At 66.4% G+C, this 16,512-nt stretch carries 15 protein-coding genes; all 15 read left to right on the top strand.

Annotated features, from left to right (window positions below):
- Positions 1-20 precede the first annotated feature (20 nt).
- Positions 21-665 carry an SAF domain-containing protein gene (locus tag OO71_RS29345; protein WP_245633815.1) on the top strand — a complete coding sequence of 215 codons (645 nt, stop codon included), beginning with the start codon at positions 21-23 and terminating at the stop codon, positions 663-665.
- Positions 666-706: 41 nt separating this feature from the next.
- Positions 707-1,525 (top strand): hypothetical protein, encoded by an 819-nt coding sequence (locus OO71_RS29340; RefSeq protein WP_033293157.1) that lies wholly within the window; start codon positions 707-709, stop codon positions 1,523-1,525.
- Positions 1,522-2,961, top strand: coding sequence for a TadA family conjugal transfer-associated ATPase (locus OO71_RS29335; RefSeq protein ID WP_051792439.1), 1,440 nt, complete (start codon positions 1,522-1,524; stop codon positions 2,959-2,961). The genes OO71_RS29340 and OO71_RS29335 overlap by 4 nt, the downstream gene beginning before the upstream one ends.
- A complete protein-coding gene (locus OO71_RS29330; RefSeq protein WP_033293156.1) occupies positions 2,958-3,851 on the top strand; it encodes a type II secretion system F family protein in 894 nt (297 codons plus the stop codon). The genes OO71_RS29335 and OO71_RS29330 overlap by 4 nt, the downstream gene beginning before the upstream one ends.
- The gene (locus tag OO71_RS29325) at positions 3,848-4,750 is read left to right on the top strand and encodes a type II secretion system F family protein (protein ID WP_033293155.1); all 903 of its coding nucleotides are present in this window, start codon (positions 3,848-3,850) and stop codon (positions 4,748-4,750) included. Before OO71_RS29330 ends, OO71_RS29325 begins: the two co-directional genes overlap by 4 nt.
- A complete protein-coding gene (locus OO71_RS29320) occupies positions 4,751-5,047 on the top strand; it encodes a hypothetical protein (protein ID WP_245633814.1) in 297 nt (98 codons plus the stop codon). It begins immediately after the preceding gene.
- 52 nt (positions 5,048-5,099) lie between these two features.
- Positions 5,100-5,951 (top strand): hypothetical protein, encoded by an 852-nt coding sequence (locus OO71_RS29315; protein WP_156096596.1) that lies wholly within the window; start codon positions 5,100-5,102, stop codon positions 5,949-5,951.
- 17 nt (positions 5,952-5,968) lie between these two features.
- Positions 5,969-6,391, top strand: coding sequence for a hypothetical protein (locus OO71_RS29310; RefSeq protein ID WP_051792437.1), 423 nt, complete (start codon positions 5,969-5,971; stop codon positions 6,389-6,391).
- Entirely contained in the window at positions 6,391-6,807 is a 417-nt protein-coding gene (locus OO71_RS29305; RefSeq protein ID WP_033293154.1) for a TadE/TadG family type IV pilus assembly protein, read from the top strand. The genes OO71_RS29310 and OO71_RS29305 overlap by 1 nt, the downstream gene beginning before the upstream one ends.
- Entirely contained in the window at positions 6,804-7,244 is a 441-nt protein-coding gene (locus OO71_RS29300; protein WP_033293153.1) for a TadE family protein, read from the top strand. The genes OO71_RS29305 and OO71_RS29300 overlap by 4 nt, the downstream gene beginning before the upstream one ends.
- A gap of 38 nt (positions 7,245-7,282) precedes the next feature.
- Positions 7,283-7,651: a hypothetical protein gene (locus OO71_RS29295; protein ID WP_245633813.1), complete on the top strand. Its 369-nt coding sequence runs from the start codon at positions 7,283-7,285 to the stop codon at positions 7,649-7,651.
- Positions 7,648-10,548: a BTAD domain-containing putative transcriptional regulator gene (locus OO71_RS29290; RefSeq protein WP_033293151.1), complete on the top strand. Its 2,901-nt coding sequence runs from the start codon at positions 7,648-7,650 to the stop codon at positions 10,546-10,548. The genes OO71_RS29295 and OO71_RS29290 overlap by 4 nt, the downstream gene beginning before the upstream one ends.
- 967 nt (positions 10,549-11,515) lie before the next feature.
- Positions 11,516-12,151, top strand: coding sequence for a hypothetical protein (locus OO71_RS29285; RefSeq protein ID WP_245633812.1), 636 nt, complete (start codon positions 11,516-11,518; stop codon positions 12,149-12,151).
- Positions 12,144-13,262 carry an XRE family transcriptional regulator gene (locus OO71_RS29280; protein WP_033293149.1) on the top strand — a complete coding sequence of 373 codons (1,119 nt, stop codon included), beginning with the start codon at positions 12,144-12,146 and terminating at the stop codon, positions 13,260-13,262. The genes OO71_RS29285 and OO71_RS29280 overlap by 8 nt, the downstream gene beginning before the upstream one ends.
- Before the next feature lie 14 nt (positions 13,263-13,276).
- Complete coding sequence (locus tag OO71_RS29275) at positions 13,277-16,009, top strand: ATP-dependent DNA helicase (protein WP_084145378.1); 2,733 nt, start codon at positions 13,277-13,279, stop codon at positions 16,007-16,009.
- Positions 16,010-16,512 lie beyond the last annotated feature (503 nt).

Raw genomic sequence — 16,512 nt, 5'->3', positions numbered from 1 at the left:
CGCCACGCGGTGTCGGCGCGGTGGCAGACGATCCGGGCGACGTGGACGAGGTCCCGCGGATGCCGCGGCGGCGACGCTGGTGGCTGCTGGCTATTGCGGTTGTGCTGGCTGCGGTTGCCGCGTATGGGAACGACGCATTGATCACGAGCCAAGATCACCGTGTCGACGTGCTGGTGTTGGCCCGTGAGGTGAGTTGGGGCCAGCCGATTCGTGACACCGATCTTGCTGTGGCGAAGGAAGTTCCGGGCCAGCCGGTGGCTTCCATCCCAGCGGGCGACCGGATCCGGATCGTCGGCCAATTCGCGCGATCGACGTTGCCCGCGGGAACGGTGCTCGCGCCCGGCCAGCTCGATCCGCGGCCGATCCCTGGGCCGGGAGAGCGACTGCTGGGGTTGCTGGTGAAGCCGGGCCATTTGCCCGCCCGCGGCCTTGCGCCGGGCGATCTGGTGCAGGTCAGCCCGGTCAAGAGCGACCCCGGAACAGGTTCCGGGCAGCTGCCGGACAGTTCGGCCGGACCGTTTCGCGCGCGGGTCGTTGGTGTCGGCCAGCCGGATTCGGGTGGTGCGGTCACGGTCGACGTCGTCATCGGCGTGGACGCTTCGCCCGCCGCGGTCAGCGCGGCAGGGGGTCAGGTCGTCGTGGTCCAACTCGGACCGGGCGCTTAGGAAGCATCGAGTGTCGCATGTGGACGGTGAGGACGTTGGCAATGATCACGATCATCTCGGGGAAAGGTGCGCCGGGCGCGACCACGACCCTGGCCGCGCTGGCGGCCACGTGGCCGGCGCCGGTACTGCTGGCTGATTGCGACCCGGACGGGGGAGACGTGGCACCGGGCTGGCTGGGGCAGTGGGTGGTAGCCGGGCGGATTCGTACCGACCTCGGGGTTTTGTCCCACGCGACTGCAACTCGGCACGCCTCCGCCGGGGACCCGGCCACACTGGGCGAGCACGTACAGGCGGTGCCGCCGGTCCGGCACGTCGGACTACTGGCTGGGTTCACTGCGCCAGGCCAGCACGCCGCGGTCAGCGCGGCAGGGTGGGCGCGGTTGACGGTGGCGTTGGCGGCATTCAAGACCGCGACCGGGTATCCGGCCGACACGCTGGTTGACGCAGGTCGTTTCGGCGCGGTGACGCCGTGGCCCTTGCTGCTGGCGGCAGACCTGGTGCTGGTCGCGGTCCGGCCTACGCAGCGGCATGTCCTGGCAGCACGTGCGGTGCTGGCTGCTCTTGCCGAACGGGTCGCTCCGCACCGGATGAAGTTGGCGGTGTGTGCCACCACCCCGGCCGGGACCCACGACGTGCGCGCCGCGTTGTGCCGGGAGGTTGCTTTCGCCGTTCCGGAGGACGCGAGGACTGCCGACGTGCTGTCCGGCGGCCGGGATGGCGGTGCGCTTCCGCGTCGTTCTCCGTTGCTGCACAGCACCTACCGTGCTGCGCGTCAGCTGCATTCCACCTATCACCGCCAACCGGCTGATCCTCAGGTCACGAACCGAGGACCACATCTACTTGCCGGGAGCACGCGATGACAGTGCCGCGCCACGGATACCTCGCTCCGGATGATCCCGCCAACTATCCGGTCACGATGGTCACTTCACAGCAGCCGACGGCGGAGGTGGTGCGGGAGATCAGGGAGGCTGTGGCAGCCCGGTTGGAGCGCACGGCCGCCGGCGAAACACGGCTGGAGACGCCGTTGTCAGCCGACGAACAGCAGACACGGATTCGGGCGTACGTCGCGGACGAGGTCGCCGGCTGGGTGCGGCGCCGCGCGCATGCCGGTCAGGCGCCGCTGTCGGTTGCGGTCGAACGCCAGCTGATCCGGGCGGTGGTGGCCGCGTTGTCCGGGCTGGGCACGCTCGAGGAACTACTGGAACGCGAGGACGTGGAGAACATCCACGTGCACGGCTGCGACCACGTTCTGCTGGAACTCGCGGACGGCACCATCGAGCAGTGGCCGCATCCGGTCGCCGACACCGATGCCGAGCTGGTCGAGATGCTGGCTGCGATGTTCGCCCGGCAAGGGCAAACCTCTCGCGAGCTCAATGCCGGCCGTCCATTGGGAAACCTCCGTATCAGCGCAGGTGGTCCGCTGGGTGCCCGGGTGGCGGCCGTGATGGAGGTATCCGACCGGCCGCGGGTCGCGATTCGCCGGCACCGCCTGGTCGACGTCGGCATGGACGATCTCGTCGCGAACGGCACGCTCGATCCGTTGCTCGTGTCGCTTCTTCGATCTGCGGTGCGCGCGGGTTGCAACATGATCGTCTCCGGCGGCCCGGCTGCCGGGAAGACCACGCTGCTGCGGGCACTGTGCCGCGAGATTCCGGATTCCGAACATGTCGTGACCGTCGAGGAGGAGTACGAACTCGGCTTGCACCTCGGTTCCCGGCCGCTGGTCACGCCGCTGGAAGCGCGACCGGCCAACTCGGAAGGGATCGGGCAGATCTCCCTGGACGACCTTCTCACGCAAACACTCCGGCACTCGCCGAGCCGGGTGATCGTCGGGGAAGTCCGCGGCGGCGAAGTCACCGCAATGTTGCGCGCGCTCGGGAATGGCGCCGCGGGCGGTATGTGCACCCTCCACGCCACGAGCGCGACCGCGGTGTTCGACCGGATCAGTGCATTGGGACAGCTGGCAACACCACCGCTGGCGATCGAGGCCGCGCACCAGTGGACCGCCTCCGCCGTCGATCTCGTTGTCCATGTCATTCGTACGGACTACGACTTTTCGTCGGGACGACGCCGTACCCGATGTGTCTCCGAGGTGTTGGAAGTCGGGCCGGTCGGAGACTCCGGACGACCGGACGTCACGCGGTTGTTCGCACCCGGTCCGGACGGACGGGCGACGGTCGCGTATCCCCCGGGCCTGGACCTGCTGCAACGGTTGGAGCGCCACGGTTTCGACCGCCGTCTCCTCGGCACCACGCCGCCGCAGCTTGTTGCGTTTCCGGACGGGAGAGTGCGATGACCAGCTTGTGGGCGGGAGTGATCGGCGTCGGCGTGGTTGTAGCCCTCGCCTGCGCCAGTGCGGCGTTTCTGCCACCCCCGACCAAAGCCCCGGAACGTCGGCGGCGGAACTGGCAACGCCTGGCTGCGCGGATGTCGCTGCGGCGGACGTTGGTTGCGTTCGTCGCAGCGGCGGCGGTGTGGTGGGTCACCGGCTGGCCGGTAGCGGCGATGCTGACCGCGGGTGCGGTGATTGGAGTACCGATCCTGGTTCGCGGACGCGACGCGCAGCGGCTGATCACGCGTCTGGATGCCTTGGCGAGCTGGGTACGCCGGCTGGCCGATGTGCTCGCTTCCGGTGCTGGCGGGCTGGAGCAAGCGATCACCAGCTCGGCGCGCACCGCGCCAGCACCCTTGGCTACCAAGATCGAGGCCTTGGCAACCCGGGTGCGCACCAGGGGCTTGGAGCCAGCTCTGCGCGCATTCGCGGAAGACGTGGGGGACGAAGCTGCCGACGAGGTGGTGCTGACCCTGATCCTGCGCGCTCGCGCTGGTGGACGCGGACTTGTCGACATTCTCGACGCTACCGCCACCGCTCTCGAACGGGAAGTCGTGGCCCGTCGCGATATCGAAGCTGACCGCGCGAAGCCTCGCACGGATGTCCGCGCGATCCTCAGCATCACGGCGGCCTTGCTCGCCGGGCTGGTGGTCTTCGCCCACGAGTTCCTCACCCCGTTCAACACCCTGCTGGGCCAGCTTGTGCTGGCTGGCATCGGGCTCCTCCTGGGTGTCGCTGGCTGGTGGATGTACCTGCTGACCAGCGCCCGGCGGCCCGCTCGGCTTCTCGGCCCGACTTTGTACGTACCGGCCGGAACACGGTCGCGGACGTCCCGGCCAGAGGGGGCATCATGAACCCGGGAGCGACTGCTGCCGTCATCGGCGCACTGGCTGGGCTCGCGATCGTGTGCGTTCTGGCGTGGCTGCGCCCGGCTCCAGTCAACCTTGCCGCCGCGGTTGCGGAGTTGGATGACCGCGCTCGCCGCCGCGCAGAAGGTCTTCTGCCGCGTAGCCGTTGGTCCAGCCGGGTTGGTCGCCTCACCGGCTACTCCGCGCGGTCGTCGAACCGCTGGTGGGGCATCCCCACTGCCGACCTCGACGTGCTTGAGCAAACCGCCGAGCGCTATCTCACCCGGCGCTTGGCCTGGGCCGGCGGAGCCCTCGCTCTTACCGCAGGGCTTGGTGTCCTGGCCTTGATCGGCGGCATCGACCTGCCGGTCACCGTGATAGGGCTGGTCGTGGTGACCGCTACGGTCGCCGGATCCATGGTCCCGGTTCTGGCGGTGCAAGAGGACGCGACCCGAGCGCGGGAGGAATTCCGCCGCGCCACGGCGGCCTACCTCGACCTTGTCGCGCAGGAACGTGCCACCGGGCGCGCACCCAGCCAAGCGCTCGGCGAAGCGGCCGAGGTCAGCGACTCCTGGGTGTTCGTACGGATCCGCCGCACGCTCGGCCGCGCATTGCACGCCGGGCACACCCCTTGGGAATCCCTAGGTCTGCTGGGAAAACGGATGGGAGTCGTTGAGCTCGCGGACCTCGCGGACATCCTGGCCACCGCGGCTGACGGTGCCGCTATCTACACAACCTTGCTCGCGAAATCCGCGACACTGCGCGCAGCCGCGTTGGCTGCGGACAAAGCCGACGCCAACTCGCGATCCCAGCGCCTCGCACTCCCAGTGGCGCTGATGCTGATTGCGTTTCTGCTGCTGGTCCTGTTTCCCGCGATGATGCGCCTGCTCACGGCAGGCACCTGAATGCACCTGGAGAAGGAAAGTCTGACCGAAGGAGTCGACCATCTCATGTTCACGCAGTCTTATCCGCTCGCTATGCTGCGGCGCCTTCGCACTCAGCTGGCGCTCGCCTCGGCTTGGCTGATGTTTGTCGTACCTACCTGGACACAATCGTGGTGGGCCCGCGTTCGTGGTGCGGGAGACCGTGGATCGGAATCGGTGGAAAAGGCTGTGCTGGTCGCAATCGGCCTAGCCGTCGCGATTGGGCTGGCGTTCGCTGTACGCGCCGCCGTGCAGAATTACCAGGCGCAAATCAAGTAGGCGGGCGGGGGAGAATGTCATGGGACAACACGGAAATCCAGAACTCTTGGCGATGGAACGCAACGACGAACAGGTAGTCCTTTCGCTGCGTAACCCAGATTCACCAGGGTTTCGTTGCTGGCGCCCGGTAGCGCGCGCATTTTTCTCTCGCGGGGTTCTCTGCACTGCGGTCGCCGGAACACTGCTCGTCCTGATCGGCGTTGGGGCTGGGTCGACCGCGTTGTGGTTCGCCGCCTTCGGTGGCCTCGTCCTGTGTTCTGCCGTCCTCAGCGGCATGCAGAATCTGAGCTGCCTCACCTCCGGCGCGTGTATTCACCCGGACCGGCCCTGTCAGACCGACGAACGACCGGGCGAGTTCTTCTACCGCATCAGCGACTTCGCGACCATGGATCTCAGCGCACGTGACACCGCAAGCCGGGTGATCGATGCTGCAACTCAGCTGCAGATGACTCCGGCACGTGCATGGCTGGATCGGGATCTCCCGTACTCAGCCCATCGACTGGCATGGGAGGTGTTGTGCTGCCTGGACCGCACCCGTAGCGCCCGGGCGTTGGTTGCCCGACTGGACCTCGGTGATTCCCAGGCTGCTGCACTTCGCCGCGCCATCGACGTGGTCGACCAGCAGCTCGCCGAGTGCGCCCGGCACCTTGCTGGCTGTGCTGCGCTTGCCCGCGAATGGAGCAGGAAACTGGTCGACATCGAGATCCGCGACCAGTGCGATCGTGAACTCGCATCGCTGCAGCCGATAGCGGGCAACGACCTTGTTGTCGAGGCGGAAGCGCTGTTGCAGCAGACATTTGGATACGTCACCGCCGCGCGCGATCTCACCAACACCAGCCCGTTCCCGTGGGAACAACCCTCGACGGTCGGCGGGCTCACGCTGCTCGCTCGCCCGGTTGCGTGAAGCAAGGAGACGACGAAATGTCAGCCACCAACGACGAAATCGAACGCCGCATCGAGGACCATGACACGCCACGCACTGCGCAACGTTCCGCCGCCGCGAAGCGGGTTGCCGAACTTGCTCGATGCCGGGGTGAGGTAGCGGCGCAGCTCGACGCCATTGAACGCGACCTGGGTGAGATTCTCGCTGAATCTGCCGAGATCATTGAAATCCGTGAGCTGGCCAGGTTCACCGACGTGTCGGTGGCCAACCTCAGCCAGTGGCTCGACAAGCGCAAAAACGCTCGTGCCAAACGAAAAAAGCCGACGAGTAACACCTCACGCGGTAAGAACATGAGCAGCCAAAGCAAGCCATCGAGTGCGGTGCCTGTTTCGCGGAAAGGCTCCACTGTCACTGAACCGGAAGTGACTGAGCTGGCGCGCAATCTCGCGGAGGTCAGGTAATGCGCAGCGACCCCGCCCTGGCCGGACATGACCGTGGGGCGGAATCCGTGGGTTTGGCTGTCCTGTTTCCGCTCACGCTTGTACTGATCCTGTCAGCCGTGCAAGGAGGCTTGTGGTGGCACGCGCATGCCGTTGTGGCGCAGGCCGCACAGGCGGGAGCTGACGCCGGCCGCCCGGTCGGTGCCACGACAGCAGTCGCCGTCGACGCCGCACGCTCGTTCGCAACGCGGGCCGGACGCGGCGTGCTGAGCGCGCCCGAGGTCCACGTCACCCAAACCGTGCAAACGGTTCACGTCGACGTGTCGGGAACGGCGATTCGGCTCGTGCCGGTCCCGGGTTTGGACATTCGAGTGACAGCGAGCGCCCAAGTCGCGAAGGAACGCTTCACCGTCCCGGACACGGGGAGTGGGCCGTGAACCAGGGAGGCCCAGCTCGTCGGTACTGGAGCGATGAGGGCTCGGCGAGCGTTGAAGGCGCGCTGTTGCTTCCGGTCGTGATCTTTGTCGGGTTGCTGATCATTGCCGGAGCCCGGGTCAGCTCGGCGCAACAAGCCGTCGACAATGCCGCAGTTGCCGCCGCACGAGCCGCGTCGATTGCGCGCAACCCGGCCGCGGCGCAGCACGCTGGCAGCGACGTTGCCCGTGACCGGCTGAGGAGCGAAGGCCTTACCTGCCGCGGTTTCAACGTATCAATCGACGCAGGCCAGATCGCGGTCGGGCACGCTGGCCTGGTGCGGGTGAAGGTGACCTGTCAGGTACCGCTCAGCGACCTCGCCCTCCCAGTCCCCGGCGGCACCCGCACGATCACCGGGTCCTTTACCAGCCCATCTGATCCCTACCGAGCCAGCTCATGACACCGGAAAGCCCGCGCGATGCCGGGTCGGTAAGCGTAATGGTCGCGATCCTGGTACCCACGCTGCTGCTGGTCGTGGCGTTGGTAGTCGATGGCTCCGCCCAGCTGCGCGCTATCGCTCGCGCCGACGCGCTTGCCGCCGAAGCCGCCCGTGCTGCCAACACAGCTGTCGACACTCGCAATCTGGCCGTCAGGATCGACACCGCAGCTGCTGCCCGGACCGCTGCCGACTACCTGACTCGCGCTGGTCATTCTGGCCAGGTCACTCTGGTTGGTAGCCGCGCGGTTCGCGTGACCGTCACGGTCACCGAACCCACGACGATTGGACTGCTGGGAGGAAGCGTACAGGCTACTGGGACCGCGCTGGCCGAACTCGGCGTTGGCGTCCGCGACGGCGGCCTGCCGTGACTTCCCGCGCGGTGCAGCACATCCGAGCCATACTCGCCGCGCTGTTCCTGCTCGCCTTTGTCGTCGGCATCCCGAGCGGACTCCTCACGCTCGGCGCTGACCCTGCCCGTCTGATTCCCGACCGCTTGCCGGACCCGTCGCCCATCAACCAGTGGCCCGATCGGATCTGGGCGTCCGTCCGGTGGGCATGGATCACCGGGGACCTCGTCATCTGGCTCGTCGTGGCCGTTGCGTGGGCGGGCTGGCTGGCGCTGACCATGTCCATCGTTGCCGAAGTGATCCGCCAGACCGGGTACGGAGTACGCGCTGCTCGTGGGCTGGTAGGCCGAGTTCCGCGCGGGCGGTGGATCGCGGGACTCGTCGCCGCTGTTCTCGTGGCGACGTCCGCAGGTACTGCTACAGCCTCGATCATTCCGTCGGCACCGGTCGTTGCCACGGCACCGCCGTGGCCGCAGGTGCGCCCCGCCGTGGCACGGGACGATCAAACCGTGCCGTACACCGTCGTGCACGGTGACACCCTGTGGGGCATGGCTGAACGTCACCTTGGTTCGGGGGTTCGGTACCACGAGATCGTCCGCCTTAACAGAGCACTGCTATCGGACGCGCCTGATCTGCTCGAACCGGGCTGGACGCTGCAGCTCCCGCAAGACGCTGCAGGTGTCCCTCGTGTCGCGGCCGCAGACGGCCGCGCCATAGCCGTCGAACCGGGAGATACGTTGTCGCGCATCGCTGAACGCGAGCTGGGCGACCCGGACGCTTGGCCAGAGCTCTTCGACCTCAATGTGGGCCGGACACAGCCCGACGGACGCGCGCTCCGCGACCCGGATCAACTCATGCCCGGCTGGAACCTGGTTCTGCCAGTCCTGCGCCCACCGCAGGAGCCAGTACCGTCTGCCGCGCCTCCTGCACCCGGTGCGCATCGGCCAGAGCGCCCATCCACGCCGATCCCGCAGCCGGGGCCTCGAAGCAACACACCTACCGAGCCTGCCGCAAACCCGTCGGTCGGTATCTCGCTCCCGACCGGAGCCTTTGTCGGCCTAGGGCTGGCCGCCCTCATCACCGTCGTGGCGATCACCGTGCGGCTGCGGCATCGCCGTTGGTACCGACCGGGCAGTCCGCCGCCCGCCGACCCCACAAGCGCTCCCGTCGTGCGCGCGCTACGCATCGCCCACGACACCGCAACTCGCACGCCGGACGGTACCGTGCCGCCCGCACCACCGGACCGAACGCGGGATTTGAACGCCATCGACGGCGCGCAGGCCACGGTCAGGGCGGTGCCGCCACTCATTCCTCTCGGCACCAGCTCAGGGCAGACCGTCGCACTCGAACGCGCGGGTGAGGGCGGTCTGGGACTCGTCGGCCCCGGTGCCCATGCTGCCGTACGCGCACTAGTCGCGACACTGCTTGCGCAGATCGCGAACGGGGATCTCGATGCCACGCTGGTGATCCCCGCTGCAGACGCCCGTCTCTTGTTTGGGAACGACCTCAATGACCTTGTGCCACCGCAATTGCGCGTTGCCGACGACCTGGCCGCGGCGCTGGATCTCCTGGAAGCCGAAACTCTGAGTCGCTCACGTGCCGGCGTTTCGCATGGCCTTCTCGTCGCTATCGCTACGCCCGCGCGCGAGTCCGATCAACGCATGCGCGCCGTGCTCGACAATTGCAGGCAGTTCGGCCTGGCCGGGGTGCTACTCGGCCCATGGCGACCCGGTAGCACCGCACGTGTGCGCACTGACGGCGTCGTGGAAGCGACCAACCCTGACCGCGCCGATACCCTCGCCCATGCCCGACTCTTCACTCTTCCAGAAGCCGACGCCCGCGACCTGCTCATGCTCCTGCGGACAGCATCCAGCGCCACCGAGCGGTCCCTCGGCCGCAATGACGAGGAGAAGCAGACCGATCAACTGATCGCAGAATACGATTTCGACCAGGCCGGGATGGCTCCTGCCTCCGGCACCACATCGACATCGCCAGCGTTCGATGTCCCCAGCAACCAGCTGGCTGCCGATCCTCCGGATGCAACGGAGGTAGCCGGTCGTGAACCGCGTCTCCCCTGCGCAGGCGCCGCCACACATGGATCGCCCGTGCCGGCCGCAGAGGACCGCACGGCGGATTCTCCCTGCACCAAGCCATTGCATCTTCAGGTACTTGGTCGGCTGCACCTGACCGGCGCGGCGTCGGAACCCACTAACTTGATTGAAGTCCTCGCGCCCCGACAACGTGAGATCCTCGTCTACCTGGCCCTGCACCGCGAGGGGTGTCGTCGCGAATCGTTGTGTGCCGCGTTGTGGCCCGACGCTCCTGGCGACCGTCCGTACAACAGCTTCCACGCAACGCTTTCTCAACTGCGTGGTGCGCTACGCAGAGCCCATGGGGGAGAACCCCTCGACCTCATTACTCGCCACGACGGACACTACCGGCTCAACCACTCCTTGGTGACGGTTGATTTCTGGCAGCTGCAGGAAACGCTCGCCTCGACCCGCGGCGGCGGCACGTCGGCCGTCATCGCGGCAGTCCGCCGGGTCACCGAGCTTTATCGCGGCGACCTTGCCGACAACATCTCGGCGGAATGGATCGAATCTCCACGCGAAGCGCTCCGGCGTGAGGTATTGGACGCTTTCAGCACCCTGATCCGCAAGGTCCGCAACGACGATCCCGAGCAGGCGCTGGCCTTCCTCGAGCAGGCACGATGTCTCGACCCATACAACGAGGCAATCTACCGCGACCTCATGCGTGTACAAGCGCGTCTAGGACAGCACGACAGCATCCCGCGTACCCTGAATCTTCTTGCGACCTCTTTGTCCGATCTCGACGAGCATCCCGCCCCTGACACCATCAGGCTTGCCGATGCTCTTTGTCTGCAGCTCAAGCACATCGGAAACCAACGGGCCTGCTGAGAAAAAGACAGGTCGCTCCCGTACCAGCCGACAATGGCTTGGATGTACGCGGCGCCAGCCCGTAAAGGACGGTGTCATCGGGACGGAACAACTGGCCGTTGAGGAAACTACGGATGCTCGGCGTCCACTTTGAACATCGCTCCTGGCCAAGCCTTGCGGCGTCGACCTTTTGGACCGTGGGCGTGCGCTGACTGCGCTGCTTCGGGCGAGCTGCCGATAGCGAGAGCCTCCTGCTGTAGGGTCTCACCGCGCATGACAAGTCGATCTTGCGTAACCTGGGCGTTCTTGGCTGTCTCACGGCCTTGTCACCCATGATCAGTCTCAAATCCGTGGCATTTCCTCGCGAGGGCGAGATCAGGCGGCTTGCCCGAGTCGGGCGAGTACACCCCGCTGAGCCCCGAGCCCGAGACTACCGGCGGGCGAGAGTCAGCTCGCCGAATTGCTGAGCTCTGCCAGCTTGGAACGCTTCCACCGGCAAACGTCTGAGACCTGAGGACGTTAACCGGTCTTGACCGGAGCACGGGGACGTCTGCCACTACGTCGACTTCCAGCAGTTCCTGGAGTCCCGTTGAGTCATCTCAATCTCTCCCGCGGCACTCTCTCCTCGCGCAAGGTCACTCGCGTCTCCCGCACGCACACGACGCCGCTCGACTTGGTCTGCGGCTGGGCGAGCTGGACGCCTCGCCGACCGCCGGACAAACGGCTCGTAGCCGTCGGCCGGGATCAGCCCTTGTCAGTCTGCCCGGTGCCGGTGCCCTCCCTGCTCTGAGACGGGCAGAGTCCGGGAGGCTCCCGAGCCATCGGACGACACGCCCCGAAGCTGAAGCGTTAGTGCGTGGATCGTGTGCGATACTGAAGTTACGTCCTGGCCGAGCCACGGTTCTGGACACCTGCTTCAGGAGGGCCACCCATGGTTCCGGACTCACCCGCCGATGCTCTCGGCTCACATGCGCTCAGCCTGCGTGACTTGCTCGTTGAGATCGTACGGGCGCGGCACGGTCTCGCGGCCGAGGCGCACGTGGTCTCCGAGTCGCGGTACGCGATGGGGTTCGGCAGCCAGTGGCGGGACCTGCTGGACGACACCTGTGAAGCGCTGAAGGGCCGAGGTTTCCGGTCCGTCAAGCTGGCCCCTGGCGGACACGAGGTCCCGGTCGTCAACGACAGCCTGTTGTACGTCTGGCGCATGGCGAACAGTCCGAAGGCAGTGAGCGAGTTCGCGTCGAGCCCGACCCGGAAGAATGGCTTCATGACCGCTCCCCTCGACCCGACGCTGTGGGAGCCCAGCTTGTCCGGCGAGCTTGAGCCCGTCAATGACGCCTCGGAGGAGAGCGAGCTCGGCTCCGCGCTCAGGGCGGTCGGTGACATCATGCCGTTGGTGCTGGTCATGGTCGAGTCGACGCCGCGGCAGCTGCAGTCGATCGAGTGGGCGGTAGCCGTGCTCGACGGCGACGGAAAGGTCCAGCTGCGTGGGCAGGAGCGCATCTGGGAGCCGGAGCTCGCTGCTGATGGCGCAGCATCCGACGTCGAGTCGTTCGATAGCGGTGTGCCGGTCGCGCCGGTCGTGGAGCTCCAGAAGCAGGACCGGACGCTGACCGATGGGTGAGGACGGCCAAGGCCTGTTCGAGGTCCAGGCCGGCCGGAACGGTCGGTTCGAGCCGGCACGGCTGACCCAGGCCCGGGTTCGTCTCGGTGTGAGCAAGGCTGACCTGGCTGTAGAGGTCGGTGTCTCTGCGGCAGCGATCGGCCAGTACGAGGCCGGCGTGAACTCGCCGAGGCCCGAGGTGCTCGACCGGCTGGCGACCTCCTTGAAAGTCCGCCCGGGGTTCTTCGGCGTTGGCCGCCCACTCGCGCGCATCGACACCGTGAACGCACACTTCCGCAGCCTGAGGTCAGCCCGCGTCAGCGACCGCCAGAAGGCGCTGGCCACTGCGGCCCTGGTGTGGGAGCTGACCTTCGCGCTCGAGCGCTACGTCAAGCTGCCCGAGGCGGATCTCCCAGTCCTCGCCGCCGGCGCGACGCCGTCCGAGGCTGCCGCGGCGCTCCGCGTGCACTGGGGGTTGCCGGACGGCCCGGTGAAGCACCTTGTCGCCACGGCAGAGTCCCGCGGCATCGTCGTCGCCGTACGGCCGCTGCGCGAGATCGACGCTGTCGATGCCTTCTCGGCTGTGATCGTCGACAGGCCGGTCATCATCACCACGCCCCGCCGCAGCGAGAATGTCTTCAGGCACAGGTTTTCGACCGCGCATGAGATCGGCCACCTCCTGCTGCATCGCGACCCCAGCGGCCACAGCGCTGCGGTCGAGAAGGAGGCCGACGAGTTCGCAGCCGCATTCCTGACGCCGGCAGCTGCCATGGACGCGGCGCTGCCGCAGCGGCTGGACTTGGCGGCTCTGGACCGGCTCGGGCGGAAATGGGGCGTCTCGCCGAAGTCGCTCGTCCGCCGGATGGTCGAGCGCGGGCGCACCACCGAGTCGTCGGCTCGGCGGGCTTACCAGCGCCTGGCCACGACCGACGACCCGCGGGCCGACCCGACGAGCGCCTACCCGGGGGAGACGCCGTCGCTCCTGAAGAAGGCTGCGGAGCTGGCGAGTGACCACGGCGTGGGCGTTCCTGCTCTCGCTGAGGTGCTGAAGCTCAGCGCCGCGCAGGTTCGTGACCTGCTCGGCGATGCCGACCAGCGCCCAGTCCTGCGCCTGGTCGGCGGAGGGGCCTGACTGCCGTGACGTCGGTGGAGCAGCAGGTGCGGAGCGTCGACGGAGTGATCTGCCAGAACATCGCCAGTCTCCGTGACGATCGCGGTTTTCTGTCGCAGAACCTTCTCTCTCAGCTTCGGAACATGATCGAGGGCCTCATCGTCTGGGCACACCTCGGCGATCCCTCCGCTGAGTTCCACTACGACCAGGTGGGGCCTGCGCTGGTCGAGGTCAAGGCGAAGGCGAAGTTCCGCTTGCTGAGCAGGTTCCACAACCTGCTCCAGGCCAGTGTCTCGCACTACACGCTGGACGGCGACCCATCCGAGCGGCTGATGCTCAAGTACTACGAGTACCTGCTTCGCACCCGCGACCTCGCGCAGGAGCAGTTCGGCATCGAGATTCTCGGCAACCTCGAGCTGTTCCCCGCAGACCTCGACCCGTCGCTCCGTGAGTACCACGAGAAGATCGCGGAGCGCATCGACGCGGCCCGCGTGACGCAGACCGAGCGCCGTCGCCAGCGCTACTACGTCCATAGCTCGCGGCCCTTCTTCTCCGGCGGGCGGATCTACTACGAGGTCACCTTCTCGGTGGCCCACAACTGGACGAGCAAGTTCGACCGCACGATCGCGTTCACCGCCATCGATATAGCCGACAGGTACGCGGCGTACCTCGACCTGTCGAGCGAATCGATCACCGTGCTGGGGCAGACCATGCCGATCTTGATCATCCGCTCGTGGGAAGTCTCGATACGCCCCTGCGAGTTCAACAACTATGCACGGTTCTTCGGCCTGTCGACACGGGTTCAGTCGAGCCACACCGAGTACCGCAACCTCATGCAGTACCTCACGAATACCCGATCCAGCCTGCTCGATCTCGTCGACATGACCGACGCGAGCTACAACCAGATCCGCAGCCGGGCTCTCGGCGACTCGCGGCAGACCGCGCAGATCTTCCCTGCGCTCGACCAAGCCCGGGCGCTCATCCGCCTGAACCGGCCGGGGGCCCGCGTACTGCGGTACCTGATGCACCAGATGCGCAATCAGTGGATCAAGGCCCAGTACGACCCCACGCCGAACCGCTGGCTGTCGGAGCTCCGGCTCACGTCGCGGAGCAAACCCTTCGACACGATGCCGTTCTGCACCGCTCCCAGCCGTCACGTCCCCCGATTCGCCGATCTCGCAGAGAGCCTTGATGCAACCGGCCGCGAGCACGAGCTCCTGGCGCGCCGTGTAAGGAACAACGTCGAGCAGCACGGCGCGATCTACACGCCAGCGGCCGAGTGCGAAGACCTCGGCGACGTCGACGCGTTGATCAAGAAGCACAACCAGCTGCTCCCGCCGACCGACCGGCACGCGCCGCGGAAGCTCGCCCACGCCAACGGACACGTCTTCATCGTCGGGTACGAAGACGACACTGTCGCGATCATCGAGAAGCTGCAGGCGATCGCGGGCGAGGGCATCGAAGGGCACGCCGACGGCGTCCAGGAGTGGCTGGACGCGAACCCGGGCGAGGTCGACGACGAGCTGAAGGCCACGGCACTCAAGGCACCGTTCACGCGCTCGAAGGTCGCGCTCGTCTACGGGCCGGCCGGGACCGGGAAATCCACCATGGTGGATCACATCGCTGGGTATTTCTCGGCCGAGCGGAAGCTCTTCCTCGCGCACACCCACCCGGCTATCGATAACCTGAAGCGTCGGGTGCATGCACTGAACTCCGTCTTCAGCACGATCATCAGTCACATCAACAGGAGTGCGTCATTCGGCTCGAACTACGACGTCGTCGTGATCGACGAGTGTAGCTTCGTGGACAACGCGAGCCTACTGAAAGTACTCAACAGTACCAAGTTCGAGCTGCTGGTGCTCGTCGGTGACGTCTACCAGATCGAGTCGATCCAGTTTGGCAACTGGTTCAGCCTCGCCCGGTCCTACGTCCCCAAGGAGTCGGTCTTCGAGCTGACCAAGCCCTGGCGGACGGAAGACGGAGCGCTACTCACCTTATGGGACCGGGTGCGGAACCTGGACGACCGGATCGAGGAGTCGCTCTCCAAGAACGGCTACTCGAAAACGCTGGGCGATGCGCTCTTCCTGCGCGAGAGCGACGACGAGATCGTGCTGTGCCTGAACTACGACGGGCTCTACGGCATCAACAACGTCAACCGGTTCCTGCAGGCGAGCAACCCGAGTCCCGCCGCTACCTGGGGCGAGGCGACGTACAAGGTCGGCGACCCGGTGCTGTTCAACGAGACCGAGCGCTTCCGGCCGGTCATCTTCAACAACCTGAAAGGCAGGATCACCGGCATCGACCGCGTGCCCGGTCGCATCACGTTCGACATCGACCTCGAGCGTGAGGTCACCGAGGGCGATCTGTTCGGTATCGACTTGCGGTGGGTCGAGGGCTCGGTAGTCCAGTTCGACGTCTTTGAGCGCTTGAACTCGGACGCCGATGACGACGACGTCAACATGCTGGTGCCCTTCCAGATCGCCTACGCCGTGTCGATTCACAAGGCACAGGGATTGGAATACGACTCGGTCAAGGTGGTCATCACGGACGCCAACGAGGAGCGGATCTCCCACAGCATCTTCTACACAGCGATCACGCGGGCCAGGCGTCGGCTTGGTGTCTTCTGGACGCCGGAGACGCAGCAGCGGATCCTGAGCCGGCTGGCGGTGCGCGAGAGGATGAAGGACGAGAGCCTGCTGAAGGCGCGCCGGGGTGTCATTCCTATTGAGTCCCGGCCGAGGCGGCAGAAGGAGCGCCTCCGGCCGTAGTGGGTGCGCCGGAACCTGCTGGTGATCCCCGCCCTCGCCGCATCGCCTGCCGAAGTGCGTGCCGGCAGAACGAGAGGATCGTGGCGTCGCAGGCAAGACCGACGGCACAAACGCGGGGTTCCCGCCGAAACATCCGCAGCTTTCCACGGGTACGGAACCATGATCGCGGCACATGGCACGGATCTCACCGCAAACGTCCCAGACGACATCCGTACGACGTCACGGGTAGGACTACGACATGAGTCGTGAGACCCTGCACCTGCCTTTCCGTCTTCTTCTCTGCCTACTTCTCGACCTTCCTCACTTATTGCTGTCTAGAGAGGAAGGGGAGAGGTGAGGGGTTGTTGCAGCTCGGCGCAGACAACTCTCTTCCTCTGTGTCATCCGACTTCGTAGCCGGCAGGCAGATGAACAGTCGGTTTGGGTGGTGGTCGGCTGCCGAAACATGTTGACTCCGTGGCTGATTCCATCCGGACGCTCTCCATTCTTCATTGCTTGAATTCC

Origin of the sequence: Amycolatopsis jejuensis (assembly GCF_000717335.1) — a bacterium.
In the GTDB taxonomy this organism is placed as follows: Bacteria; Actinomycetota; Actinomycetes; order Mycobacteriales; family Pseudonocardiaceae; genus Amycolatopsis; species Amycolatopsis jejuensis.
The sequence above is the reverse complement of the archived record's forward strand: the minus strand, read 5'-3'. Positions and strand labels throughout refer to the sequence as shown.